The sequence below is a fragment of the Corynebacterium sp. MSK122 genome (genome assembly GCF_030229435.2).
Classification (GTDB): Bacteria; Actinomycetota; Actinomycetes; order Mycobacteriales; family Mycobacteriaceae; genus Corynebacterium; species Corynebacterium marquesiae.
Genome location: NZ_JASPHV020000004.1, coordinates 80,521 through 104,727 on the forward strand (window position 1 = coordinate 80,521; position 24,207 = coordinate 104,727).

Genomic DNA, 24,207 nt, shown 5'->3' on the forward strand with positions numbered 1-24,207 from the left:
CGCTGATTTTAGCCATGGTAACCAGCGCCACCGCCGAAGGAACCGTAGTCATTGCCGTGGGGGTTCTCGCCGCGATCATTGAGGGCATCAATGATGGAGCGGATGGTGGCCTCCCCTATGCGGTCGGCTCGCCCCCACGAGCGAGGCGCCTGCCGGGAGCTATCGGGCGATGGTTCCTGACGCGGCGGCACTGGCTTTTCCTCCCGCGGTGTGGAGACCTCGATGGTCAATGTGGTGCCCTCAAGGTGGAGGGCGTCGCCGTCGCGCACGCCCGCGGCACGCGCTGCGGAAAGCAGCGCGGATAACTCGCCCACCGTGGCGGTGTCCACATCGAGTTGCAATTTGAAAGACATAACCAGCCAGTCCTTTCTTATTCTCCTCCCACTTTAGAGTCGAAAGTGCAAAAAGTAAGGCCATAATGCGCACTTCGAGGACTTTCAAGGCCAACTCTACGAATGCTCGAAGGATTCCTCCTCGCCCCAAAAGACCTCATCCACAACCTTTCGGGCATGGCGGGTAAGTTTCAGATAGCTCTCTAGAAACTCTTGGTTCTCCTCCGGCGGCCAGCCGGCGGCACCGGCTACCTGGGCCAGCTGCGGGCCGGGCCCGGGCAACTGGTCCACGCGCTTGCCGCGCACAAGCACCAGGGCGTTGCGGGCGTCGGTAGCCATAAGCCAGGCTTCGCGCAGGTCCGAGGCCTGCTCGGCAGAGAGGATTGCGTTTTCCTCCAAGGCGTCAAGCACGCGCAGTGTGGACGGATCGTGCAGCTGGGGATACTCGTGAGCATGCATCATGGTCAGGAGCTGTACGGTCCATTCGATATCTGAGAGCGCACCGCGCCCCAGCTTGGTATGAGTATTGCGGTCCGCGCCGCGCGGGAGGCGCTCATTGTCCACGCGCGCCTTCATGCGCCGGATATCGCGAATGGTCGAGGCGCTCGCGCCGCCTTCTGGGTAGCGGAAGCTATCGACCATGGACATAAAACGCTCGCCTACTTCCTTATCGCCAGCCACGAAGGCCGCGCGCAACAAAGCCTGTAGCTCCCAAGACTCGCCCCACTCGCGGTAGTAACGCTCATAGGAGGAGATGGTGCGTGCCACCGCACCGGAGCGGCCCTCTGGGCGCAGGCCCAGGTCGACGTCCAGTGGTGGGTCGCCCGAAGGCTTAGACAGGCGGCGCCGAAGCTTATCGACGATCCCGATGGCCCACTTCACGGCCTCCCCTTCCGCACCAGAGTCATCGGCCGGTTCGCTAGGTTCTGCTACGACGAGCACATCCGCATCTGAGCCAAATCCCAGCTCCATGCCTCCCAAGCGGCCCATGCCAATGACGGCAATGCGCGCTGGTGGCTCTGCGTCCTCGTTGGCCAGGCGCCACGCGCGCACCTCGGCGCGAAGTGCAGCCTCAAGGACGGCATCCCAAATGGTGGATAGCTCGTAACACACCTGTTTGACCGGCATGAAGCCCAGCAAATCCGCACTGGCGATGCGGGCCAGCTCCACTCGGCGCAACGAGCGCGCCACCGCCACCGCTTTATCCGGGTCGGCGTGGCGCTTGCTGGAATTGACCAGCGCCTTGGAAACCTGTTCGGGCTTGGTTTCTAGCAGTTTGGGGCCAGTGGCGCCGTCGGAGAGCTGCTTGACCGAATCTGGGGCGCTAATAATCAGATCAGAGGTAAACGGCGAGGTACCTAGAATGTGCATAAGCCGCTGGCCCACAATTCCTTCATCGCGCAGCATGCGCAAGAACCACGACCTATCGTTCGCGGCCTCCGAGAGCTTGCGATAGTTCAACAGGCCCATATCGGGGTCTGCGGTATCAGCCAGCCATTCCATCAAGGTTGGCAGCAAAATCGCCTGGATGCGTGCCTTGCGCGAGGTTCCCGCCGCCAAGGAGGTCAGGTGCTCGAATGCGCGGTCGGGGTGGTTATAGCCCAACGCGGCCAGCTGCAGCTTGGCGGCCTCCGGCGAAAGCTTGAGCTCATCGGCGGACATGGTGACCACGGAATTGAGCAGCGGCCGGTAAAACAGGCGCGAGTGCAGCTCGGAGATCCGCAGGCGGATCCGGCGCAGGTGCGACAGCATGCGCTCGGCCGCCGACTTGGTGCCCTGCGGATAAAAGCCGGCGATGCGCGCCAGCCACTTCATCCCCTCTTCGTCGTCCTTTTCCGGCAGCGTGTGCGTGCGGCGGAAGCGCTCTAATTGCAGACGATGCTCAAGCAAGCGCAGGAACTCATAGGCTTCAATGAGCTGGGTGCCATCCTCGCGGCCGACGTACCCCGCTGAAATCAGCGCCTCCAGCGCCTCCACCGTGGAAAGTGCGCGCAGCGTCTCATCGGAGCGCCCGTGGACCAATTGCAAGAGCTGAACAGCAAATTCGATATCGCGCAGACCGCCCACGCCTAGCTTCAGCTCGCGATGTTTAAGGTCATCAGGAACATTGGCCAGCACGCGGCGGCGCATGGCCTGTACGTCCTCCACGAAGGACTCGCGCTGCGACGCCGTCCACACCATCGGGCGGATCTGGTCCAAATAGTCTTGGCCTAGCGGGAGGTAGCCCGTCATAGCGCGTGCTTTAAGGAGCGCCTGGAATTCCCACGTCTCCGCCCACCGTTTGTAGTAGGCCACGTGGGATTCCAAAGTGCGCACCAATGCGCCCGACTTTCCCTCGGGGCGCAGGTTCGCATCCACCTCGAAAAAGGTGGTGGATCCAATGCGATTAAACTCCGCCGCTAGCCGCGTGGCCCTAGGGGTTGCCTCGCTGCCGACGAAGATGACGTCCACATCAGAGATATAGTTCAGCTCGCCTGCGCCACACTTGCCCATCGCTATGACTGCCAGCTGTGCATCCAAGGGTTCATCGCCGTAGATGGTGCGCACGGCGCAGGCAAGGGAGGCGGTTAAGGCGGCGTCGGCAAGCGCGGTGGTCAGCGCCGTAATCTGGCGGAATCCTACCTCCGGCTGCTGCCTGGTCTGGCCCTTGCGGGAATGGAAGGTGCCCGCCACATCGCAGGCGGCAATGCGCATCATCAAAGTGCGGTAGGTCGTGCGCAGCGCCTGCTTATGCTCCCCCTCGCCGGCGCGGTAAGTGCCCGCCGCGCTCAAGTCCTCGCACGCCGGATCAGGCCGGTCCACGTCGTGAGCAAAGTCCGCAGGCTGGGCATCGACGGCACCAAGCAGGTTTTGCAGCATCTCTTCGGGCTGCGGAAGGGGTTTTTCTAATTCTCGCCACAGTTCAGGGTGCGCCGCGAGATGATCGCCAAAGGCGGTCGACGCCCCCAGTAGTGCGAAGAGGCGCACGCGCAAAGTTTCATTGGACCGCACGGCATCATCTAGCTCTGGGGCTTGTTCATAGATGCGGATCAGATTATTGAGAGCCAGGTCTGGGTCACCCACGGCAGCGAGGGTCCACAACAGATCCGCTGATTCCGGATTCTTCCACCCCAGCTGCTCAATATCTTGCGCAGCATGCGGGCGGGTAAGACCTAGTGTGGCCGGTGAAGGCACAGCAGCAGGACGCATTTTTCTCCTAGAAGTCCAGGTTATTGCGCAGCTCAAAGGTGGTGATTTGGCTCTGATAGTGGTGCCACTCATCCCACTTGGAGCGCAGGAAGAACTCAAAGACGTGCTCGCCCAAGACTTCTGCCATGAACTCGGATTTTTCAAATTCTCGCAAGGCCTGATCCAAGCTGGTGGGTAGATCCTTATAGCCCATTGCCCGGCGCTCGCGGCGGGTGAGCTGGTGGACATCGTCCTCGGCCGGATCATCAAGCTCGTAGCCCTCGCGGATGCCTCGCAGGCCTGCTGCCAATAGCACCGCATACCCCAGGTAGGGGTTCATCGAGGCATCAATGGAGCGGATTTCTACCCGGCGCGATTCTTCCTTGGTAAGCCGGTAGGTGGGAACGCGGACCAACGCGGAGCGATTCGATACTCCCCAGGTGGCTGCGCCCGGCGCCTCGTTGCCGAACATCAGACGCTTATAAGAATTGGTCCACTGGTTCACAATCGCGGACATCTCCGTGGAGTGCTCCAAGATACCGGCGATGAACTGGCGGCCGGTCTGGGACAAAGAGAATTCATCATCCGGATCGTGGAAAGCATTGGATTGGCCTTCAAAAAGGCTCAAGTGGGTGTGCATGCCAGAGCCCGGCAAATGTTCGAAGGGCTTAGGCATGAAGGTGGCGCGTACCTTGGAATTGGTGGCCACCTGCTTGATCACGTGCCGGAAGGTCATGATGTTATCGGCCATGGTGAGCACGTCCGCATGGCGCAGATCAATTTCTTGCTGGCCTGGCGCGGTTTCGTGGTGGCTAAACTCCGTGGCAATTCCCAGCGATTCCAGCGCTAACATTGCCTTCCTGCGGAAAAGCGGGGCGGTATCGTGCGTTGCTTGATCAAAGTAACCGCCGTTGTCCGTGGGCACCAAGTCTGTAAGTTCGCGGCCGCGCTCGAAAAGATAAAACTCGATTTCTGGCGAGGCCATGCAGGTAAATCCATCGTTGGCGGCCTCTGTGACCTGGCGGCGCAGGATATGGCGCGGGTCCACCATGGAGGGCTGGCCATCTGGCTGGGCGATATCGCAAAACATGCGGGCCGATTGCAGGTCCGGCTCATCCATATCAAAGGGCAAAATTTGGAAGGTGGAGGGATCCGGCAGGGCGATGGTGTCAGACTCAGATATACGGGAGAACCCTTCCACGGAAGAACCATCGAAGCCAACACCTTCTTCAAAGGCCGATTCCAGCTCGGACGGGCTCATGACCACGGATTTGAGGGCACCCAAAATATCCGTAAACCACAGGCGGATAAAGCGGATATCGCGTTCCTCAACGGTTCGTAGGACAAATTCGTGTTGGCTATTCATGCCTTAGACTTTACCGGCTTACCTCCGAGGGATGTACAGTTCATGCGACAGTTTTTCCAGGGAGAAAAGCGCAGGTCGCAAGAGTATCTAGGGGGTATCTAGAGGGGGCCTTTCCGCCAGGAGCAAGCTTCAGCGCATGCTTTGCTAAGTGGGCAAGCGAACACACGTACACCTCTTAAAGGACGAATCTTTATGGCCACCCACTACGATGACCTTTCTGCTCACGTAATCGAACGCCTCATCACCGCCGCACAACAAGGCTGGGCGCCGGCGGACTTAGAACACGTCTTAGGCCCACACGCCTATCCCATTATCTACCGTGCTAGCCCTCATGTGCCGGCACGGATTACCTCCCCTGCCTTACGCAAGGCTTGGCTACAAATGGCACCGCCGGAAGAAAATTTCATTCCGCGCGATAAGCTGCGCGCCATTATTAAAGAGCTAATTCATCTGCCTAGGTTACGCGATACTGAACTTTTGGCCTCTGGCGAATCCTTGCGAGAAGACGGACTTAGCGATAAACAACGCAAAATTCGTGCAAAGGTCCTAGGCCTTCTACGCAAGGCTGAGTCCACCAGTTTTGAAGACGAGGCCGAGGTTCTTATTTCTAAAGCGCAGTCCCTGCAACAGAAGTATCGCATCGAGGATCTGCTTACATCCGAGCTCCCTGATCTCATTTCTCATCGCGTGCACATTCACCCGCCCTACATCAAGCACCAGGCTTCCCTGCTCAGCACCATCTCCGACGCCAATGGATGCACCACGCTCCTCATCCATGACAAAGGTCTAGCCTGTGTGATTGGCGCTCCTGCCGATGCCGCCCATTGCGCCGACCTTTTTGCCTCCCTCAACCGCCAATGCGACTGGTTTATGCGTAACGGCGATGGAGCGGAAATCGCCCGCGCTACTAATTCCACTGCCGCTTATCGCCGCAGCTTCCGTCTGTCTTATGCAGCCCGCATCGGTGAATTGCTCACCCAAGCCAATGAGGACGGAATTGCTGAAAACCTGCGTGAGTCTCAGTATTGCTCACACCATGCAGAGACTGTAGCCACCCAAACCCTTCCCGCATTGCAAGCACGCACCGATCACGCCATCGATACCCGCAACCGTCTCTTCCCCAATCTCTCAGAGATGTCACTATCAATGAACAGTCTGCACGGCATCAACGATGGCATTGCCGCTGCCGATAAATCTCACTTAGGAGGAGACGCCTCAGGGCTCGGTTCAGTTCCAGAAATTACACGGTAATTTCCCTGTTCAATACGCATCTCCGCCCCCGTTCCCTGCTAGCGAACGGGGGCGAAAATTGGCACCACAACGAGGTCATTACAGGTAAGATCACCGATGAGATTGATTAGGTCTAGAAAGTAGAAGGTACGTGAATGTCTACACAGTCTTTTCTCGAAGTTGAAGCGAAATTCTCCGTAGCCGAGTCCACTCAGCTCCCTGAACTGACCCGCCTTGAGGGAGTTGACCACGTTGCGGACACGCGCCACCACGCACTATCCGCCATCTACTACGACACTGAAGACCTCCGCCTCACCCACGCAAAGATCACCCTCCGCCGCCGCACCGGTGGCAATGATGATGGCTGGCATATCAAGATTCCTAGCGAGGCTGGCCGCACTGAAATCCACGCCGAACTGGGAGAACCTGTAGATGGCCGCTACGAAGTACCTGAGGGGCTTCTCCACCAGGTCCGCTCAATTGTCCGCCACAATGAGCTCGCCCCAATTGCTCAGGTAGACAACAAGCGTACCGAGATGGTCCTAGCGGATACCGATAATAAGCCGGTAGCAGAATTCTGCGATGACCACGTCACCGCCTTTTCCTTCCTTCCTGGTGGCCAGGAGCAGTCGTGGCGCGAGTGGGAAGTAGAGCTCGCGGGTGAGTTACCTGGTACCGAGGAAGGAACGCAGTTCATTCGCCGTGCTACCTCTCTTCTCATCGGTGCCGGCGCTCGCGTATCTTCTTCCCCATCCAAGCTGAAATCGGCCTTGGGTGATTCTTATGCCAACGCCCCGCTTCCCCCGGCCTTGGTAACGCCGGACGTGGACTCGGACTCCCCTGCCGCCGCCGTGATCACCGCGCTGCAAGCTAACCGCGACAAGCTGGTTGATTATGATCCACGTGTGCGCCGCGATGAGTGGGATTCGGTGCATCAGATGCGTGTAGCTACCCGCGAGCTGCGCAGCCACCTTCAGACCTTTCACGGCATTGTGGTCGGCCCAGAAATCGAAAAAATTGAAGCCGAGCTCAAGGAGCTCGCCGGCATCTTGGGCGTTGCTCGCGATGCGGAAGTTGTGGAAGAGCGCTGGCAGAAGCTGTTGGAGTCCGAAGATTCTGACACCTTGGATGACTCCACCCGCGAGCACATTGCACAAGATATGGGCGCCGCCTACCGCCGTGCGCACCGTCGCGTTATCGCAGCCCTTGATTCCGAGCGTTACCTAGAGCTGTTGGAGTCCCTTGACCGGCTGCTCGCAGACCCGCCAACGGCCGATAAGCAGCAGGAGTCCGTTCCGGCAGCAAGCGAGGCGGAGGAGACGGAGGAGCAGTCCTCTGCGGAAGAGGACGCCGCTACCCCTACCGAATCCAGCGAGGACAGCGCGCCTGCTGCGGAGAAGTCCGAGCACAAGCCGGAGAAAAAGAAGTCCAAGGACAAGTCCGCCGACATGGATACCGTAATGGCGCAGCACCTTGAAAAGGCCTATAAAAAGCTGGTTAAGCGCCATAAGAAGGCCGTGGAGAACTGGGATAACCAGGAATTGTCCCTGCACGAGCGCGAGGATTATTTCCACGATATGCGCAAGGCAGCAAAGAAGCTGCGCTATGCAGCTGAAGCAGCTGGTTCTGCCACCAACCTCAAGACCAAGCGCCTCTACAAGGCCTGCAAGCAGATGCAGTCGGTGCTCGGTGACTTCCAGGATTCGGTGACTTCGCGCGATAAGCTGCTCGAGCTGGCAGAGTCCGCTCGCCGTCGTGGGGAGAATACCTTTGGCTACGGCCTGCTTTACCAGCGCGAGCGAACCATTGGTCTCAAGGCTCTTGACGATTACGCCGAGTCTTTCAAGGACATCAAGGCGGCGTTTAAGCCGCTGCGTAAGAAACTAAAGTAGCCGCGCTTCCCAGACAGTTACTGGGAAACACGGCGTAGAAAAAGATGGCTGGAGGTTATTTACTTCCAGTCATCCTCTTTGTCTGCGGCATCTGCCGCATCATTGCGGGCTTGGGCGATTTCGATGGCATTTTCTGCCTCTTCGCGGGTGTCATACGGGCCCATCCGATTTTCCCAGCCAGAAGTTTTGCCTTGGCTGACTTCCTTAGTGGCGGGATCAAAGAACCACTTCTGGTCTGCATCGCTCATGAAACTATCCTCTCAGTCGTTGCATCAGCGGCACCGGCTAAGTGCTGCCGCTGATATGGCTTGTGCCCACACTACCTACGCTGTCTCACCGATGCCCGCTAGAATGTGGGGCAGCACAATTCTTTTATACGAATCCATGTCGTACTCCCCGCCACCGCGCACATAAGTGGCGGGCGTTCGTTGCTTTAAACGCACCACCGCGTGTGTGGGGCAATGAAGACTACTGGTCCCAGAACCTGGAAAAGGAGCTTTAGCACCCATGCCACTGTGGTCAACGCCTGCAGAGCCTGTAGCCGAGCGCGCCGCCCAAGCACATACTGAACTCACGGGCAGCGCTCCAACGCATACCGCCAGCGCACCGGCAACGTGGTCCCTTATTGGTGAACATATTGACCACTTCGGCGGCATTGTTGCCATGTGTGTGGGAAAGTTGCGCGCTGCAGCGGCGGTAGGCCCGCGCACCGACGGCGTGGTGGCCGTACATTTCCACCCATCTCAGGGCGAGACTGCTCATGACTCGATTAGCCTGCAAGCGCTCGCAGAGCTGGCAACAGCGCAACAACCCACCACGGATGCAGAGGGACAGCCAATCATTCCACCGGCACCGGAAGGAGGTCTGGCCGCTCGCGTGGGTGGCATCGTCCACACGATGATTAACCGCCAGTTGCTCTCTCGTGAGACAGCCGGCGCGGATATCACCATCGCCTCCGATATTCCGGAAGGTGCGGGTTTGGGTGCAGATGCCGCCGCGGATGTCGCGGTAGCGCTGGCCCTCATGGGGGCCGATGCGGACCTGGATGCGCCGCTAAGGGCCCGGGTGGCGGATGTATGCACCCAGGCCGTTACTACCTTTGGTGCGCGGCCGCCTTTGCGTGCCCGCCACAGCGCAGCCCTGCGCAGCACGGGTGAGGGCGTATGCATCATGGATTACGCCGATGGTTCTGTCACCCACGCCCCGCACCTTGTAGGTCGCGAGATAGCTGCCTTCGCAGTGGCGGTGCCGGAAGATTTTTCCGCGCAGGAGGAAAAGGCTATCGCCGATATCCGCCAGCGCCAGCGCTTTATTGATGATGCCTGCCATTCCTTTGGCACCGATTCGCTGCGCTTGCTTCCAGACGCCCAACAGCGCGTCCTTGATTGGCTCAAAGCCGTCCACAAGGTCTACGGCGAGGAGGGCCGCCCGAGTATCAGCGCCGCCACGGAGTGGATGGCCTTTTATGAGGAAGAAACTGAGCGCGTAGAAAAGTTCACTCGCTTCCTGCGCTCGCACCGCGGCGCGGAGCTCTTCCCTATCCTGTTACAGTCGCAGTCTTCCTTGGCCAATATCTACGGCTTGGATTCGGCGGAAAAGCTCGCCGAGCTGGTCACGGTCCGCGGCGCCGTAGCGGGTCGCTCGGCGCATGCCGGCACCTCGAACGCGGTCATCGCTTATGTGCCGGCGAAAAGCGCGCACAACTTTGCGGCCGACTTGGCGGAAGACGGCCTGCTCATAGTCGAGTTGCAGCCAGGCGAGGCCGCGCGCGGCGAAAGCTAGTAGCCTCTCCGGCTAATCAGCAGGCCACGCAAAGAGCACCTCGCGCGAATCGGTATCTGCTGTCACCAGCGAGACGGTGGTTTCGCTGCCGGTTTCTGGCGCGCCTACAGATTGGGCGAAGACGGGTGGCTCCGGGACAAAAATCCGAGCTTTGTCCCGCTTCGAATCGCCGCTGACAATGGTGGCCGGGAAATTGGTGCCGAGCCAAGGGTGCAGCACGGTAGCCTCGGTGAGGTTAAGGCAGGCCTTATCCACCTGGGAGGCAAGCTGCGAAGTAGAGCGCATTGCGCCAATGACGTCCTTGGCGCGCTCCCCCACCCAGCCGGGAACCTCGTAGTCGCCGCATAGGGCTAGGCAGACCTCAGTGGCGAACCTATCGGACAGGCGCCGCAGCGGCGCGGTCACGTGTGCATAATAGCCGCCTATCCCGGCATGCACCTGCGCCTCCTGTTCTCCTAGCCACGCATAATCGGCGCCCCGCAAAAGGCTTTGGGCCTCACGCATAACAGCCATACCCCGCGGGGAATCGGCGTCGACGGTGAGGAGGAATTGGGGAATGGGGGCGTCGCCAAGCGCAAAGCCTAGGGCCTGCACCTCGGCGCGAAATTGACGCTCGTGCTCCGGCTCGGCCGCGGGCAGGGTGCGCAAGAAGCCCACGCCAGCTTCCTGCATGAGGCGCCCAGCGCACATGCCAGCAAGCAAAGACATCTCCGAGTTAAAGTCCATGACCTCATAGCGCGGCTCGATGATGAGCTCAAAGGTGCCGTCAGCATTTTCCACGACGCGCTGGGAGGGCAGGCGCAAGGAAATGGCCGCACGGCGCAGGGAGGATTCCTGGCGCAGCCTGCCGACCACCGGCAGCAAAGCAATAGATGGGTGGAGCTTGCCGGCCGCGAGGTCCGCATGCGCGCCTTCATAATCCAGGCGGGCCTGGGAGTAAATCAGCGCGCGCTCGACGTGGAAAGACTCCACCTCACCGGCGTCATCTAAATCAAAGGTCCACAGCACGGCTGGTTTATCGGTTTTAGGCAACAGTGAGGCACGGTCCTCCGAAAGCTCGGGCGGGTGCAGGCGCGCGGGTTCATCGGGAAGATAGATGGTCTGGCCGCGGCGGAAAGATTCGCGCTCCAGCTCGCTGCCGGGCTCAATGAAAGCAGCAACGTCCGCGATGGCATAGTAGACGCGGTATCCGCCCTCGCGTTCTTCGATGTAAACCGCCTGATCCAAGTCCATGGAGCCGGCGGGATCCAGGGTCACGAAGGGAATTTCGCGGGCGTCGCGGCGCGAGTCGGCGTATCGGTCCTGCGCGCGGGCGGCCTGGGCGGTGACCTCGGCCGGAAAATCGGTGGCTACCGAAAATTCTGTGGCAATGGCGCGGAAATCAAGCGGGGCGGCATAGAGCTTCATGCCCACCACCATAAACGTAGTAGGGCGAATGAGTCGGCCTATAAGCCGGATTCTGTCTAATCGCGGCACTCCCTGGGAAGCACCGCGCGGTGAACATCCATCTAGACCAACCGTTGCCAGTTGGTTCCAGCAGCTACCTTCAGGCTCGAGCGAGCAGCCTTAAAACGCCTGATCGGGCCCCGCAACGTGGCGGGGCCGTGATGCCTTGCTCCCGGTGGGGTTTACCCAGCCACCGCCATCACTGACGGTGCTGGTGCGCTCTTAACGCACCGTTTCACCCTTACCTTGCTGCTCCAACTTGGGCCGAAGCTCAAGCGGAGGCACAAGGCGGTCTACTTTCTGTTGCACTTGCCCGCGGGTTTCCCCGGGTTGCCGTTAGCAACCACCGTGCTCTGTGGAGTCCGGACTTTCCTCGGCGCCCACGCGGCAGCACGTGGCTACCCGTTTGAAGCGACGCGATCACCCGGCCGGCTCATTCGCGTTCCTTATTCTAGCGCAGGCCTGCCAGGTGGCCCACATCGTTAAATCCGTGCACCATAGAGCCGCCTTCCCAGAACTCCACCTGGGAAATGGCCGCCAGGTCTAAGAAGAGATGACCAAAGGTGGCTGGGCCGGCATCGAGCGCCTGGCGGATGAAGGACTTAATTGGGTTGACGTGGCTAACCACCAACACGGCCTTGCCTGCGAAGCGCTCTTGGAGCTCCTTGCGGGTGGTGCGCACGCGGCGGTTGACCGCTTGCAGCGATTCGCCGCCCGGACAGGCGACGCTCGCGTCATGCAGCCATGCCTCGTGGAGTTCCGGATCGCGCTGGTGGGCCTCGGCTGCGGTCTTGCCTTCCCACGCACCGAAGTCCACCTCGATGAGGCCTTCGACGGTTTCTACCGCGATATCGCGGCCATTGGCTACGGCCGCTGCAGTTTCCTGGCAGCGACGCAGGGGCGAGCAGACGATGGCATCAAAGTAGGTGCCGACAAGCGCTTGGGCAGCAGCAAGCGCCTGCTTTTGTCCGAGCTCCGTAAGGCCCGGATTGGCGCGGCCGGAGTACTGCTTGGCGGCCGACATCTCCGTCTGCCCGTGGCGAAGCAAGATAAAGCGAGTGGTAGGTCCGCGATCCCCCAGCCAATCGGTGGGGTGCGGCGCGGTGGTGTCCTGCTCCGCGGCTGGGGCTGACTCGGAGTCTTCTTCGTTAGCAACAATGCCTTCTGGGTGCCCGGCGGCCGCGGCATCCATGGCGTCATTAGACAGGGCGTCTGCCACCTTGTTTTTGGCGCGCGGTACCCAGTCCAGGCTGAAAGAAGAAAAGCCGTTGATGTATTCGCGAGCGCACAGGGCCAGCTTCTGCATATCAGGGTGCTTGATCTTCCAGCGGCCGTTGATCTGCTCCACCACCAACTTGGAATCCATGTGGAATTCCACCTCGGTAGCGCCCAGCTCGGTGGCGGCTTCAAGGCCGCGCAGCAGGCCGTTGTACTCAGCGACGTTATTGGTGGACTTGGTTCCTACCACGTAGACAATTTCGCGCAGGATGCGCTGACCGCTGCTGTCATAGATAACGGTGCCGGAACCGGCTACTCCGGGGTTGCCGCGGGAGCCGCCATCGGCGTAAATGATGACTTTCATTAGACCAGGCGCACCAGGTAGGAGCCGCAATCGCCGCACTGCGGCAGCTCATCGGCCGGGGCATTGCGCACAGCGTTTTGCTCGGCCGGCGGCAAGACGATGAAGCAACCGCCGCAGGCGCGGTTGGCCTTGAACTGGGCAGCGCCTACGCCATTTTCCTCGCGCTGGGTATCGTACTCGCTGAGCACTCCGGCGGGCAGTTGATCGCGCAGCTCGCCGATGCGCACGGCCGGATCTTCTTGATTGGCGGCCGCTTCCTTAGCCGCCTCGGCCGCACGGCGCAGCTTTTCCAGCTTGCGCTCGGAATCGGAAACGCGCGCGCCGTGGACATCCAGGTTGGAACGCAGCGCGTGCACCTCGTTATGCGCCTCCTGCAGCTCGCTCATGAGATCTGCGATGCGGGACTTGGCAGCGTAGAGGTCGTGCTCCAGATCCTTGCGGGTTTCTGGGTCCACTGCGGCGCCGAGCTGGCGCTTATCATCGCGCTCGCGCTGGCGCAGCTTGCGCTCATCGGCCTGGATGCGCAGGATTTCGGTCTCCATGTCATCGACGGCCATCTGCGCAGAACCGGAGGCATCCAGCAGCCGCTTGTGCTCCTCCTTAGCCTTGTCATACTCGGCTTGTTCCGGGATTTCCTTCTTTGCGCCATGGCCCTGCGAGCGTTCCAGGTTGGCCAGCTCCAGCAGTACCGGCTGTAGTTCTTGCGATAGTTTCACTTATGACTCCTTTGGGTGCGCAGAGATAGTCCACGGGTCGGTGCGCAGGCTAATAATTTCCGTATCCAGTTCTAAAGCATTCTCTACGATATCGCGCGCTTGGGCCGTCCACGGAAATTCGCTGGCCCAGTGGGCGGTATCGATGACGGCCGGGCCGCCGGCGCGCAGATGCTCATCCACCGGGTGGTGGCGCAGATCCGAGGTAACATACACGTCCACGCCTAGCTTCGCGGCCGCGGAGAGGAAAGAATCTCCCGAACCGGAAGACACGGCCACGGTGCGCACCTTCTGATCTGGATCGCCGGCGGCGCGGATACCCCAGGCGGTCTCCGGCAGGGCATTAGCCACGTGCTGGGTGAACTCACGCAGGGTCATCTCCTGCGGTAATTCTCCCACACGCCCCAGGCCGAGCGCCTCATCCAGGTCCTGGTGGCCGGCGGTTTCCGTGATGTCATAGGCCGGCACCTCATAAGGGTGGGCGGTATGCAGAGCCTGCAGCAAAGAGGAGCGAAGTGCGGCTGGGGCGACGAACTCGACACGGAGTTCCTCGCCGCGGTGCAGCGCGCCGATCTCGCCTTCGGTCGGGTCAGCTCCCTCCTCGGGCTGGAATTGGCCCGTGCCCGCGATATCGAAGGAGCAGTGGGAGTAAGAGCCGATGTGGCCCGCGCCGGCGTCGAAAAGCGCCTGCTTTACCTCCTCGGCCGCGGCGACCGGCACGTGCACGCCCCACTTATCCACGCCCTGGGGCTCCGGCACGATGGGCCGGCCGGGGTTGATGCCTACCAGCTCCGCGAGCTTGTCGTTGACGCCCGGCCGCGCCTTATCCGCGTTGGTGTGGGCCGCAAAGAGCGCAACACCATTGCTGACCAACGTGTGCACTACCTTGCCCTTGGGCGTATCGACCGCCACAGACTCCACCCCGCGCAGCAACAACGGGTGGTGAACCACGAGCATGTCCGCGCCGAGCTCCACCGCGCGCTCGGCCACCGCTTGGGTGCAGTCCAAAGCGAAAGCCACCCGCTTTACCTCTGCGGCCGGATCCCCGCAGATAAGCCCCACGGCATCCCACTTTTCCGCCAGGTGCGGCGGGTAGGCCTCATCGAGTACGCGGCGGACATCGCCCACGCTCACAGCGGACATGGAGGTGCTCCTTTATGCTCGTTTCATGGAATAGTTACTACTGCTATATCCTATCTTCCGCACCACAGTACTATTCGCGCGAAGGGGTTTTCCGCATGTCCGAGACCGATACCCGCTCCGGCCTCTACCTCGTTTTTGTTTGCACCGGAAATATCTGCCGCTCCCCCATGGCAGAAATCATCGTGCGCGATGAAATGGAAAAGGACATGCTAGACCTCGTCGCCACCGTAGATTCCTGCGGCCTCGGCGGCTGGCATGTGGGCCAGGGCGCGGACGAACGCGCAGTTGCCGAACTGCGCCGCGGCGGCCACGATGGCGGTTCCCACCGCGCGTCCAAGCTAGGGGCAGAGCATATGGATGCTGATCTCTTCATTGCTATGGACAAGGGCCACCGCGACGCCCTTATTGAGCGCGGCATCGACCCGGACAAGATCCGCTTGATGCGCAGCTTCGATCCCAACTCCCCGGAGGACGCGGACGTGGCAGACCCCTATTATGGTTCCGCAGCGGATTTTGAAACCACGCGCAAGAATATCGAGGCCGCCGTGCCTGGCCTGCTGGATTGGATTCGCGCTAACCGCGACTAAACTAGGCCCCATGCTAAAGACGTTCCTTAAGCCGGGTTGGGTTCTACTGCTGCTGTTCGTGGTGGCTTTTTCCTACCTTGCTTTTACTGTCCTCGCCCCATGGCAGCTGGGCAAGGATGATGACATTGTGGAACGCAACGAGCTCATCACCCACGCCTATGAAGCTGACCCCCAGCCGGTGGAAGACCTCGTGGATGGCAACGGCGCCATCAAGGACGATGAGTGGTCCCGCGCCACCCTCCACGGCCAGTACCTGCCGCAGGATGAGGTGCTGCTGCGCCTGCGCCCGGTCGAGTCCGGTCCGTCCTACCAATCTCTGGTTCCCTTCCGCACCGATTCCGGCCTGACCATCCTGGTTAACCGCGGCTGGGTCAAGGCCGGCGAGGCCAACGCCGTGCCAGATATCCCTGATGCTCCCTCGGGCGAGACCACTCTCACCGGCATGATCCGCGCCGACGAGGCCGAGCACCAGTCCGCCCCCATTAAGCAAGAGGGCTACCAGCAGGTCTACTCCATCCATACGGAGCAGATTGCCTCGCTTATCGACGCCCCCTTGGCCCACGACTACATCCAACTCTCCGCCGACCAGCCCGGCGTGCTCAACCCCATGCCGATCCCGCAGCTCGACCGCGGCAACCACCTCTCCTACGGCTACCAGTGGATTGCCTTCGGCATCATGGCCCCGCTGGGCTTGGGCTACTTCGTATGGTCCGAAATCCGTGAGCGCCGCCGCCTGCGCGAGGAGGAAGAGGCCCTCGCCGCCCTCGACGCCGATGCCTCAACCCCATCCGAGCCCGAGGACGCCTCCGCTTCAGGCTCCGCACCCGTAAAAGCCCCGTCCCCTGCGGCCTCCCAGCACGATGTCCACGCGGTCCCTGACGACGCCACCGATGCCGCCACGGCCGTTCCCGCCGCGTCCTCCTCGCATGCCGCCGGCCGCCGCAATCGCTCCCGCTACGGCGACTCGAAGCCGGATCACTACGCCAAGCTGAACAAGCGCCGCCGCGAGCGCTACTAGCTACTCTCTGCCTAGGCCGTTGCCTGCACATCCGCCTAGGCCCAAAGGAGCAGCCACGTTAATGCGTTATGCCTCTCCTCTTGGGGCATAACGTGGCCACAAATTGGCCCTCGAGGCTTTGACCCCTCAACCCTCCCAGCCGGCTAAGCCCACCAACGCAAAAAGACCGCCTCTCGGAAATCAATCCGAGAGGCGGTCTATCTTGTGCGGCCTGAGGGGATCGAACCCCCGACCTATTGGGTGTAAACCAATTGCTCTTCCAGCTGAGCTAAAGCCGCATGCGCTCTTGCGCTGTTAGAAACAGTAGCGCAGGTTGCTAAAGCAACACAAATCGGCAGGTAACGCCCTACTTCTTGGTGTAGCCGCGCTGCACCAAGCACGAGCCTTGCCACTCACCTAGGCGCTCCGCCTTGGTCTGCACTAGGCCTGCCAGCTGAGCGGACTCAGAGATGAGCCCAGGCTCTACGGTTCCCGGCTTGCCGGCACCCGGGGTAAGCAGCCAGACTGCGCCGTTATCGGCCAGCGGGCGGCTCGCGTCCACCAGTCCATCCACAAGGTCGCCATCTTCTTCGCGCCACCAAAGAAGAACTACATCGCACAGCTCGTCATTTTCTTCTTCCAAGAAGTCATCGCCGAGCACGGCCTCGATCGATTCAGAGATCGCGGTGTCGCAATCCTCGTCCCAACCAAGCTCCAGGGCGATTTGCCCTTCCTTGATTCCGAGCTTGACTGCAGCGTCAGCCACTATGCATTTCCTTCCTAATTTAGTGAATGTCTGGTCCGCGTATCGCCCACATCCTGCGGGCAAATCGCGGCTTAATAGAAGTATTTTAACGCCCACCGGCCCCCTTTACCCGCCTAAGGGCCACAATTCCCCCATTTTGCAGGCCCTTCCGCCAGCGCAGCTGACTCCACAGAGTTAGCAAACTACCCTCTTTTGCCCCACCAAATTTTACAAAAATACTGGTTATGGCGATGTAACGTACCGCACGTACCCTTAAGTCGGACTTCACAACAACTGTGGATCTGTGAGCGCGTATCCTAGTAAGCAAACTGTGCAGACCCTTAAATAGGAGGTTTAAATGGCCGAGAAGGACGCCCACCAGGGCGACTCCAACTTCCCCCTCATCCGCGACGGCGTTGCATCGTATCTTCACGATAGTGATCCAGAAGAGACCCGCGAGTGGATGGACTCCCTCGATGGTCTGCTGGACCACTCCGATCCGGAGCGCGCACGCTACCTGATGCTGCGCCTGCTCGAGCGCGCTACCGCGAAACGCGTTGAGGTGCCGTCGTTGACGTCTACGGACTTCGTCAACACCATCCCCACCACCATGGAGCCGGAGTTCCCAGGTGATGAGGAGCTGGAAAAGCGCTACCGCCGCTGGATTCGCTGGAACGCAGCCATCATGGTACACCGCGCACAGCGTCCGGGCATTGGCGTGGGCGGACACATCTCCACCTACGCAGGCGCTGCCCCGCTGTATGAGGTCGGCCTGAACCACTTCTTCAAGGGCAAGGATGATCCTTCCGGCGGCGACCAGGTCTTCTTCCAGGGCCACGCTTCCCCAGGCATGTACGCGCGCGCATACATGGAAGGCCGCCTGACTGAAAAGGATCTGGACAGCTTCCGCCAAGAGGTCTCCCGCGGTGAGGGCGAGGGCCTGCCCTCCTACCCGCACCCGCGCCTGATGCCATGGTTCTGGGAATTCCCCACCGTATCCATGGGCTTGGGCCCGATTAACGCTATCTACCAGGCACGCTTTAATAAGTACCTGGAGACCCGCGGCATCAAGGACACCTCCAAGCAGCACGTATGGGCTTTCTTGGGCGATGGCGAGATGGACGAGCCAGAATCCCGCGGCCTGCTGCAGATTGCATCCCTCTACGAGCTGGATAACCTCACCTTCGTGGTCAACTGCAACCTGCAGCGCCTTGACGGCCCGGTTCGCGGCAATACCCAGATCATCCAGGAGCTGGAGTCCTTCTTCCGCGGCGCCGGCTGGGAGGTCATCAAGGTTATTTGGGGCCGCGGCTGGGATAAGCTGCTGGAAAAGGACACCGAGGGTGCCCTGGTTAACGTCATGAACACCACCTCCGATGGTGACTACCAGACCTTCAAGGCGAACGATGGAGCCTATGTGCGCGAGCACTTCTTCGGCCGCGATGAGCGCACAGCCAAGCTGGTAGAGGACATGTCCGATGATGAGATTTGGGCACTGCGCCGCGGCGGCCACGATTACCGCAAGGTCTACGCCGCCTACGCCCGCGCGCTGGAGAACAAGGGCACCGGCAAGCCAACCGTCATCCTGGCACACACCATTAAGGGCTACGGTCTGGGCCACAACTTCGAGGGCCGCAACGCTACCCACCAGATGAAGAAGCTGACTCTGGATGACCTGAAGCGCTTCCGCGATAAGCAGGAGATTCCATTCTCCGATGCGGAGCTGGAAAAGGATCCGTACCTGCCGCCGTACTACCACCCGGGCAAGGATTCCCCGGAGATCAAGTACATGCTGGAGCGTCGTAAAGAGCTCGGCGGCTTCCTGCCGGAGCGCCGTGAGGACTTCACCCCGCTCGAGGCACCGGCGCTGGACAAGCTGCGCTCCGTGCGCAAGGGTTCCGGCAAGCAGGAAGTAGCTACCACCATGGCCTTGGTGCGCACCTTTAAAGAGATCATGCGCAACAAGGAGCTGGGCAAGCGCGTCGTGCCAATCATTCCGGACGAGGCCCGCACCTTTGGTATGGACTCCTGGTTCCCCACCATGAAGATCTGGAACCCACGCGGCCAGAACTACGTGCCGGTTGACCACGACTTGATGCTTTCTTACCGCGAGGCCACCGACGGCCAGATCATGCACGAGGGCATTTCTGAGGCCGGTGCCGCCGCCTCCTTCACCGCGGCAGCTACGTCCTACGCCACCCAGGGCGAAGCCATGATTCCGCTGTACATCTTCTACTCGATGTTTGGCTTCCAGCGCACCGGCGATGCCTTCTGGGCAGCTGGTGACCAGATGGGCCGCGGCTTCATTATCGGCGCTACCGCCGGCCGCACCACCCTGACCGGTGAGGGCCTGCAGCACATGGACGGCCACTCCCCTGTCCTGGCCGCTACCAACCCGGCTGTAGTTTCCTATGACCCGGCCTTTGGCTACGAGGTTGCCCACTTGGTCACCCGCGGCATTGAGCGCATGTACGGCGAGGACAACGAAGCCATCATGTACTACCTCACCGTCTACAACGAGCCGGTGCACCAGCCGGCCGAGCCGGAGGATCTGGACGTGGAGGGCCTGCACAAGGGCATCTACCACTTCAACACCGCTGAGGGCGGCTCCATTGCTGCCAATATCTTGGCTTCCGGCGTGGGCGTGCATGAAGCGCTGCGCGCGCAGCAGCTGCTTGCCGACGACTTCGATGTCAAGGCCTCCATCTTCTCCGTCACCTCCTGGAACGAGCTGGCCCGCGACGGTGCCCGCCGCAATAAGGAGGCCCTGCGCAAGGGTGAGGAGCCGACCGAGGCATTTGCTACCTCCCAGCTCAAGGGCTACGAGGGTCCGTTCGTTGGCGTCTCTGACTTCACCACCGAGCTGCAGGAGCAGATCCGCCCATACGTCCCAGGTACCTACATCACCTTGGGTGCGGATGGCTTCGGCTTCTCTGATACTCGCGAAGGCGCACGCCGCTACTTCAACATCGATGCCGAGTCGATCGTCGTCGCCGTACTCGACGGCCTGGCTCGCGAGGGCAAGATTGAGCGCTCCGTAGTGGAGAAGGCAGCCAAGGATCTCAAGCTGGATGATCCGACCGCTACCACCCACATCGAGGACTAACCCCCGCACTGGTGCGGGCTAGACCCGCACCAGTGTGTTGTAAGTAAGGCGCCGCCGGCTTCCCGCCGCGGCGCCTTTTGCGTGCACTAAGAAGTGCTCTGGGGCTGGCCAGCTTAAATCGCGTCGAGGACGCGGCCGAGGGCCGTGGAGATAGCCTCAGGATCTTCGAGAATCACCATGTGTCCTGAGCCTTCCACTGTCTGCAGGCTCGCGGCGGGCCAATTCTCACACAGGACTTCGGATTGCGACCGCGGGGTGACAATATCGGCGGTGCCCACCACTACCTCGCCGTGGAGCTTCGCTAGCCTTTCGGCGGCGCCGTATTCGGAATGTTCCAGAAGATCGTCGAAGAAACCGGAATAGGAGGCCAAGGGGGTATCGAGAAGCATGGCAACGTGGAACTGCAACTTCTCCATCTGGGGAAAGCCGGCCAAGGTCACGGCAAAAAGCGGGGCGATAAAGCGAGCAACTTCAAAGCGGGCGCTATCGACGCGGCCGGGCAAGCGCAGGCACAGGCGGTAGAGCGCGTGCAGGGACTTGGACTGCAAAATCTGGGCCACGCCCTTGGCCGCAAAGCGGCGCATAGAGGTAGAAATCAGCAACGCGCCCTTGATACGCCCATAAACCTCGGTCGGCGCACGGCGGATAAGATTCAAGGCAACCATGCCTCCCAGGGAATGGCCCACGATGACCAAGTCGCCGCGGGGAGCGCGCTCGCGGATGACGGCTAGGACGTCGTCGGCAGCCGCGTCAACGGTGCACTCTTCCGGGTCGACCGTGGAGGACTGCCCATGCCCACGCAGGTCCACCAAGAGTGCGCGCACATTGCGGCCACGCAGGTAATTGGCCTGGTCATAATAGGCTTCTGAGGACAGGCAATAGCCGTGGATGAAGACCACCGTCACCGGGGCGTCCTCCTGGCCAACTTCATACCAGGCAATGTCTAGGCCATCGTGGTCCACGGTGCCGGACGCGCTGATGTGGGTAAGCCCCGGCTCGGTAGAGGGATCATGCAATCCGCCATAGAGCTTTTCTAGCTCGGCGCGGTGCGAGGGGCGCAGGCGCTTGAGCCAACTACGCGCCACAACGGAAGAACGTTTTCTCAATGCCATAACGCAATCAATACTAGACTGGTGGGCATGGCAAACGACCTCAGTGCCCAATTGCAGGCAAAATTCAATGCGAGTGCGCCGGACAAGGAGCCGGAGCGAGATACTCTCGACCAGCTCATCGCACTCATCCACAAGGTCACCGGGACCGAGGAAGATCTGAGCCGGGATACGCGGCTGAAGGATATTGGCGTCGAATCGCTAGATCTAGTGGAGCTGACCGTGCGCGCGGAAGAAGCCTTCCAGGTGCGCTTTTCTGAGGAAACGATGCTCAACTGCGAAACCATCGGCGATATCGCCGAATATGTGGAGGATAACCAATGATTTCTTATCTATCCGATATGGACGGCGTGCTCATCAAAGAAGGTGAGATGATCCCTGGCGCCGATAAATTTATCCAGGCACTTAAAGACAATGACATCGAGTACATGGTGCTGACCAATAACTCCATGTCTACCCCGCGGGACCTATCTGCACGCCTGCGCAATACTGGTCTAGACATTCCCGCTGAGCGCATCTGGACCTCCGCTACCGCTACCGCGAACTTTCTTTCCAGCCAGGTAAGCTCCAGCAAGGCCTACGTTGTGGGCGAATCCGGCCTGACCACCGCCATGCACGAGGCAGGTTGGATCCTCACCAACGATGACCCAGATTTCGTGGTGCTTGGTGAAACCCGCACTTATTCCTTTGAAGCCATCACCAACGCCATCAATCTCATTCGCAATGGCGCACGTTTTATCGCCACCAACCCGGATGTCACCGGCCCGGCTCCTGAGGGTGTACTGCCGGCCACCGGCGCCGTGGCGGCGCTAATTACCGCCGCCACCAACCGCGAGCCTTATTACGTGGGCAAGCCCAATCCGGTCATGATGCGCTCGGCGCTCAATCATATTGGTGCTCACTCGGAGCACACGGTCATGATTGGTGACCGCATGGACACAGATGTCAAGGCGGGTCTCGAAGCGGGCATGCGCACGGTGCTGGTGCGCTCCGGTATCTCCGATGACCGAGAAATTTCCCGCTACCCGTACCGCCCTTCTGCCGTGCTGAAATCCGTGGCCGAACTGCCCGATAAGATCCTAGATCCGTTCGCAGAGGATAACTAAGCCGCGCTGCATGCTCACCGCAGCTCAAAGGGGCTGACCCAGCTTAGGCTGGCCAGCCCCTTTGTGCGCTTATTGTGGCAGGCGCACGGCAGCAGTAAAACCGTGGCGCTGCGCGAGATAGCGCACGACGCAATCAAGCGCGTCCAGCTCCTCGCGGGTGCCGGTAAGCACCTGGTGGCAGCCGATACCGCTGCCTGCGTTGGCACAGGCGCTACCGCCTTGGGCAAGCGCCGCTATGGAAAGCCCATCCCGGAACCAGCGGGTGCACCACTGAGCGGTCAGTGGGTCATCGCCCGGAATGATAAATTCCGACTCGGTACGGATGCACCGATCCATGGCGTGTTCAATCTCCGAGCGCAGCGTGCGCGGCATCCCGGAAATCTTGAGCACACCGGTGACCACGGTGGCGCCACCGTTGACGGAGGGCCACGTGGAGGTGGAGGCCGGCTGTTCAACCGGCGCAGGGTTAACGCACGTATTCATAGCCGATTCTCCCTCGACATAGATCACCACCGCACGAGGCCTGCCGGCCCGGCGCGATGCAAGACGAGCTTCGTCTTCCCCAACGAACTGTCTGATGCGTCTGCTCCCAATTTTCCTGCGTCACAGCCCTCCCTACAACCCTCAACTTTCACTTCAACCCCCATTCGCTAAACCTCAACCCTAGGTACAGACTGGGGCTAAAGTTGCAGGTGAAACCAATGTTACAAATGTGAGATTTGGAGTTTGCTGAGAAAATTCTTACCCTCCTTGACGGCAGGCGACAGAAGCCCTGCTCACGCACCGGAAAGCGCAACTAGGCTCTCACGCAACAGCCGGCCATGCGCTCATGCCAGTTTCACGCGCAGGATGGCCTCCTTTCGCACGAAATTCCCCGGCTTCTCCCCGCCCCACGGGGGAGCCTTCCACCGCGCCACTTCCCCCAGTGGAAGGTGCTCGCTCCGCCACAGCTAGCAGATTACAAAGAATTCCAGATGGCGGTATTTGTATCGTGCCAGAGGGGCTTGCACCACTCGCCAAAGTCGCGGTTTGTGAGCGCAACCATGGCATAGTCGCCGGCGACCCAGAGGTAGGTGCCGGACATGCCGAAGTGACCGACGGCGTCGGCAGGCAAGGAGCCCATCCAGTGTTCCTTATCGCCGCGGATTTCAAAGCCCAGGCCCCAGGTGCAGTCTTTGAAGCTGCCGTAGCCCGGAACAATGCCGCGCAATCCATTGAAGTGAACGCGGCGCATGTCGGCCACAGTGGAGGGGTGCAGGAGTTGTGGGTCCTGAACTTCCGCGGCAAAGGCCGCAAGGTCCTCCACTGTGGAAACCAGGCCATGGCCGGCCGAGCCTTCGAGCCGGGTGGACTTCATGCTCAGCGGGGTCAATATGCCTTCGCGCAGGTACTCGGCAAAGTCCATGCCCGTAGCTTCGGCCACGGTATCCGCGGCCCACTCATAACCGGCCGAGGAATAGATGCGGCGCTCGCCCACTGGCTTCTGCGGCTCCCGGGAGTCAAAGGAAATGCCAGAGGCGTGGGCAAGCAGGTGCTCGAGAGTGGAGCCCTCCGGACCAGCCGGCTGCTTCAATTCCACCGCGCCTTCTTCCACGGCCAGCATCACACCGTAGGCCGCAACCAGCTTGGTCACTGATGCCACCGGAAACTCGCGGGCAGTATCCCCCACCGTTTCTGCCACCTCACCTTGGTGTAGTAAGGCTCCGGCCACCGTATCCGCGGGCCACTGGCTAATTTGGCTAAATTCACTCATACCCTCTAGCCTACTGAGCCGCATTCGGAAGGACTGGACCGCTTTGGGCGCGCCTTCTCGAGCCGGTCACTCCTTTGGCCTACTGGGTCCCGCACACCTTAGGTCCAAGGTGATCGGGCCGATCTGAGCGAATGGACCCCTCAATTCAGC

General features: G+C 60.7%; 20 protein-coding genes, 1 tRNA gene and 1 other RNA gene. 8 read left to right on the top strand and 14 right to left on the bottom strand.

What is annotated here, in order from left to right:
* Window positions 1-8: 8 nt before the first annotated feature.
* The 3 genes from QP934_RS02965 to QP934_RS02975 all read right to left on the bottom strand — a co-directional run bounded on the left by QP934_RS02965 (window position 9) and on the right by QP934_RS02975 (window position 4,866).
* Complete coding sequence (locus QP934_RS02965) at window positions 9-353, bottom strand: hypothetical protein (protein ID WP_419126766.1); 345 nt, start codon at window positions 351-353, stop codon at window positions 9-11.
* Between the two features lie 96 nt (window positions 354-449).
* Complete coding sequence (locus QP934_RS02970; RefSeq protein WP_337888894.1) at window positions 450-3,521, bottom strand: bifunctional [glutamine synthetase] adenylyltransferase/[glutamine synthetase]-adenylyl-L-tyrosine phosphorylase; 3,072 nt, start codon at window positions 3,519-3,521, stop codon at window positions 450-452.
* Between the two features lie 7 nt (window positions 3,522-3,528).
* A complete protein-coding gene (locus tag QP934_RS02975; RefSeq protein ID WP_337888895.1) occupies window positions 3,529-4,866 on the bottom strand; it encodes a glutamine synthetase family protein in 1,338 nt (445 codons plus the stop codon).
* A gap of 192 nt (window positions 4,867-5,058) precedes the next feature.
* Here QP934_RS02975 and QP934_RS02980 point away from each other — a divergent pair, with 192 nt between their 5' ends.
* Window positions 5,059-6,117: a DUF2786 domain-containing protein gene (locus tag QP934_RS02980; RefSeq protein WP_337887850.1), complete on the top strand. Its 1,059-nt coding sequence runs from the start codon at window positions 5,059-5,061 to the stop codon at window positions 6,115-6,117.
* 134 nt (window positions 6,118-6,251) lie between these two features.
* On the top strand, window positions 6,252-7,988 hold the full coding sequence (locus QP934_RS02985; protein ID WP_340418674.1) for a CYTH and CHAD domain-containing protein: 1,737 nt from the start codon (window positions 6,252-6,254) through the stop codon (window positions 7,986-7,988).
* Between the two features lie 59 nt (window positions 7,989-8,047).
* Here the strand turns inward: QP934_RS02985 and QP934_RS02990 are convergent, their stop codons facing one another.
* The gene (locus tag QP934_RS02990) at window positions 8,048-8,236 is read right to left on the bottom strand and encodes a hypothetical protein (protein ID WP_049377728.1); all 189 of its coding nucleotides are present in this window, start codon (window positions 8,234-8,236) and stop codon (window positions 8,048-8,050) included.
* A 259-nt stretch (window positions 8,237-8,495) separates the two neighbouring features.
* Here QP934_RS02990 and QP934_RS02995 point away from each other — a divergent pair, with 259 nt between their 5' ends.
* Complete coding sequence (locus tag QP934_RS02995) at window positions 8,496-9,770, top strand: galactokinase family protein (protein WP_419126767.1); 1,275 nt, start codon at window positions 8,496-8,498, stop codon at window positions 9,768-9,770.
* 12 nt (window positions 9,771-9,782) lie between these two features.
* On the opposite strand, the gene QP934_RS03000 is transcribed toward QP934_RS02995, so the two are convergent.
* The 5 genes from QP934_RS03000 to QP934_RS03020 all read right to left on the bottom strand — a co-directional run bounded on the left by QP934_RS03000 (window position 9,783) and on the right by QP934_RS03020 (window position 14,654).
* Window positions 9,783-11,177 carry a ribonuclease catalytic domain-containing protein gene (locus tag QP934_RS03000; protein WP_340418672.1) on the bottom strand — a complete coding sequence of 465 codons (1,395 nt, stop codon included), beginning with the start codon at window positions 11,175-11,177 and terminating at the stop codon, window positions 9,783-9,785.
* 25 nt (window positions 11,178-11,202) lie between these two features.
* Window positions 11,203-11,652: RNase P RNA component class A (gene rnpB, locus QP934_RS03005), an RNA gene on the bottom strand.
* Window positions 11,653-11,667: 15 nt separating this feature from the next.
* Window positions 11,668-12,798, bottom strand: a complete 1,131-nt coding sequence (locus QP934_RS03010; protein ID WP_419126768.1) for a bifunctional RNase H/acid phosphatase — start codon at window positions 12,796-12,798, stop codon at window positions 11,668-11,670.
* The gene (locus tag QP934_RS03015) at window positions 12,798-13,514 is read right to left on the bottom strand and encodes a zinc ribbon domain-containing protein (RefSeq protein WP_239273529.1); all 717 of its coding nucleotides are present in this window, start codon (window positions 13,512-13,514) and stop codon (window positions 12,798-12,800) included. The genes QP934_RS03010 and QP934_RS03015 overlap by 1 nt, the downstream gene beginning before the upstream one ends.
* Window positions 13,515-14,654, bottom strand: coding sequence for a Nif3-like dinuclear metal center hexameric protein (locus QP934_RS03020; protein WP_419126769.1), 1,140 nt, complete (start codon window positions 14,652-14,654; stop codon window positions 13,515-13,517).
* A gap of 95 nt (window positions 14,655-14,749) precedes the next feature.
* Between QP934_RS03020 and QP934_RS03025 the strand changes: the two genes are divergently transcribed.
* Entirely contained in the window at window positions 14,750-15,241 is a 492-nt protein-coding gene (locus QP934_RS03025; RefSeq protein ID WP_337888901.1) for a low molecular weight protein-tyrosine-phosphatase, read from the top strand.
* A gap of 10 nt (window positions 15,242-15,251) precedes the next feature.
* Window positions 15,252-16,259 (top strand): SURF1 family protein, encoded by a 1,008-nt coding sequence (locus tag QP934_RS03030; protein WP_419126770.1) that lies wholly within the window; start codon window positions 15,252-15,254, stop codon window positions 16,257-16,259.
* Window positions 16,260-16,464: 205 nt separating this feature from the next.
* Here the strand turns inward: QP934_RS03030 and QP934_RS03035 are convergent.
* Together QP934_RS03035 and QP934_RS03040 are read right to left on the bottom strand one after the other, a co-directional pair.
* Window positions 16,465-16,537 (bottom strand) — tRNA-Val (locus QP934_RS03035).
* A gap of 68 nt (window positions 16,538-16,605) precedes the next feature.
* Entirely contained in the window at window positions 16,606-17,004 is a 399-nt protein-coding gene (locus QP934_RS03040; RefSeq protein WP_005324380.1) for a DUF3052 domain-containing protein, read from the bottom strand.
* A 337-nt stretch (window positions 17,005-17,341) separates the two neighbouring features.
* On the opposite strand from QP934_RS03040, the gene aceE reads away from it, so the two are divergent.
* The gene (aceE, locus tag QP934_RS03045; protein ID WP_419126771.1) at window positions 17,342-20,089 is read left to right on the top strand and encodes a pyruvate dehydrogenase (acetyl-transferring), homodimeric type; all 2,748 of its coding nucleotides are present in this window, start codon (window positions 17,342-17,344) and stop codon (window positions 20,087-20,089) included.
* A 113-nt stretch (window positions 20,090-20,202) separates the two neighbouring features.
* On the opposite strand, the gene QP934_RS03050 is transcribed toward aceE, so the two are convergent.
* Entirely contained in the window at window positions 20,203-21,201 is a 999-nt protein-coding gene (locus tag QP934_RS03050; RefSeq protein ID WP_284810955.1) for an alpha/beta fold hydrolase, read from the bottom strand.
* 27 nt (window positions 21,202-21,228) lie between these two features.
* Between QP934_RS03050 and QP934_RS03055 the strand changes: the two genes are divergently transcribed.
* Together QP934_RS03055 and QP934_RS03060 are read left to right on the top strand one after the other, a co-directional pair.
* Window positions 21,229-21,522: an acyl carrier protein gene (locus QP934_RS03055; RefSeq protein ID WP_284788867.1), complete on the top strand. Its 294-nt coding sequence runs from the start codon at window positions 21,229-21,231 to the stop codon at window positions 21,520-21,522.
* Complete coding sequence (locus QP934_RS03060; protein WP_049377740.1) at window positions 21,519-22,304, top strand: HAD-IIA family hydrolase; 786 nt, start codon at window positions 21,519-21,521, stop codon at window positions 22,302-22,304. Before QP934_RS03055 ends, QP934_RS03060 begins: the two co-directional genes overlap by 4 nt.
* A gap of 69 nt (window positions 22,305-22,373) precedes the next feature.
* Here the strand turns inward: QP934_RS03060 and QP934_RS03065 are convergent, their stop codons facing one another.
* Window positions 22,374-22,787, bottom strand: coding sequence for a hypothetical protein (locus QP934_RS03065; protein WP_419126772.1), 414 nt, complete (start codon window positions 22,785-22,787; stop codon window positions 22,374-22,376).
* A 475-nt stretch (window positions 22,788-23,262) separates the two neighbouring features.
* Entirely contained in the window at window positions 23,263-24,057 is a 795-nt protein-coding gene (locus tag QP934_RS03070; RefSeq protein WP_284788868.1) for a serine hydrolase domain-containing protein, read from the bottom strand.
* Window positions 24,058-24,207: the final 150 nt, after the last annotated feature.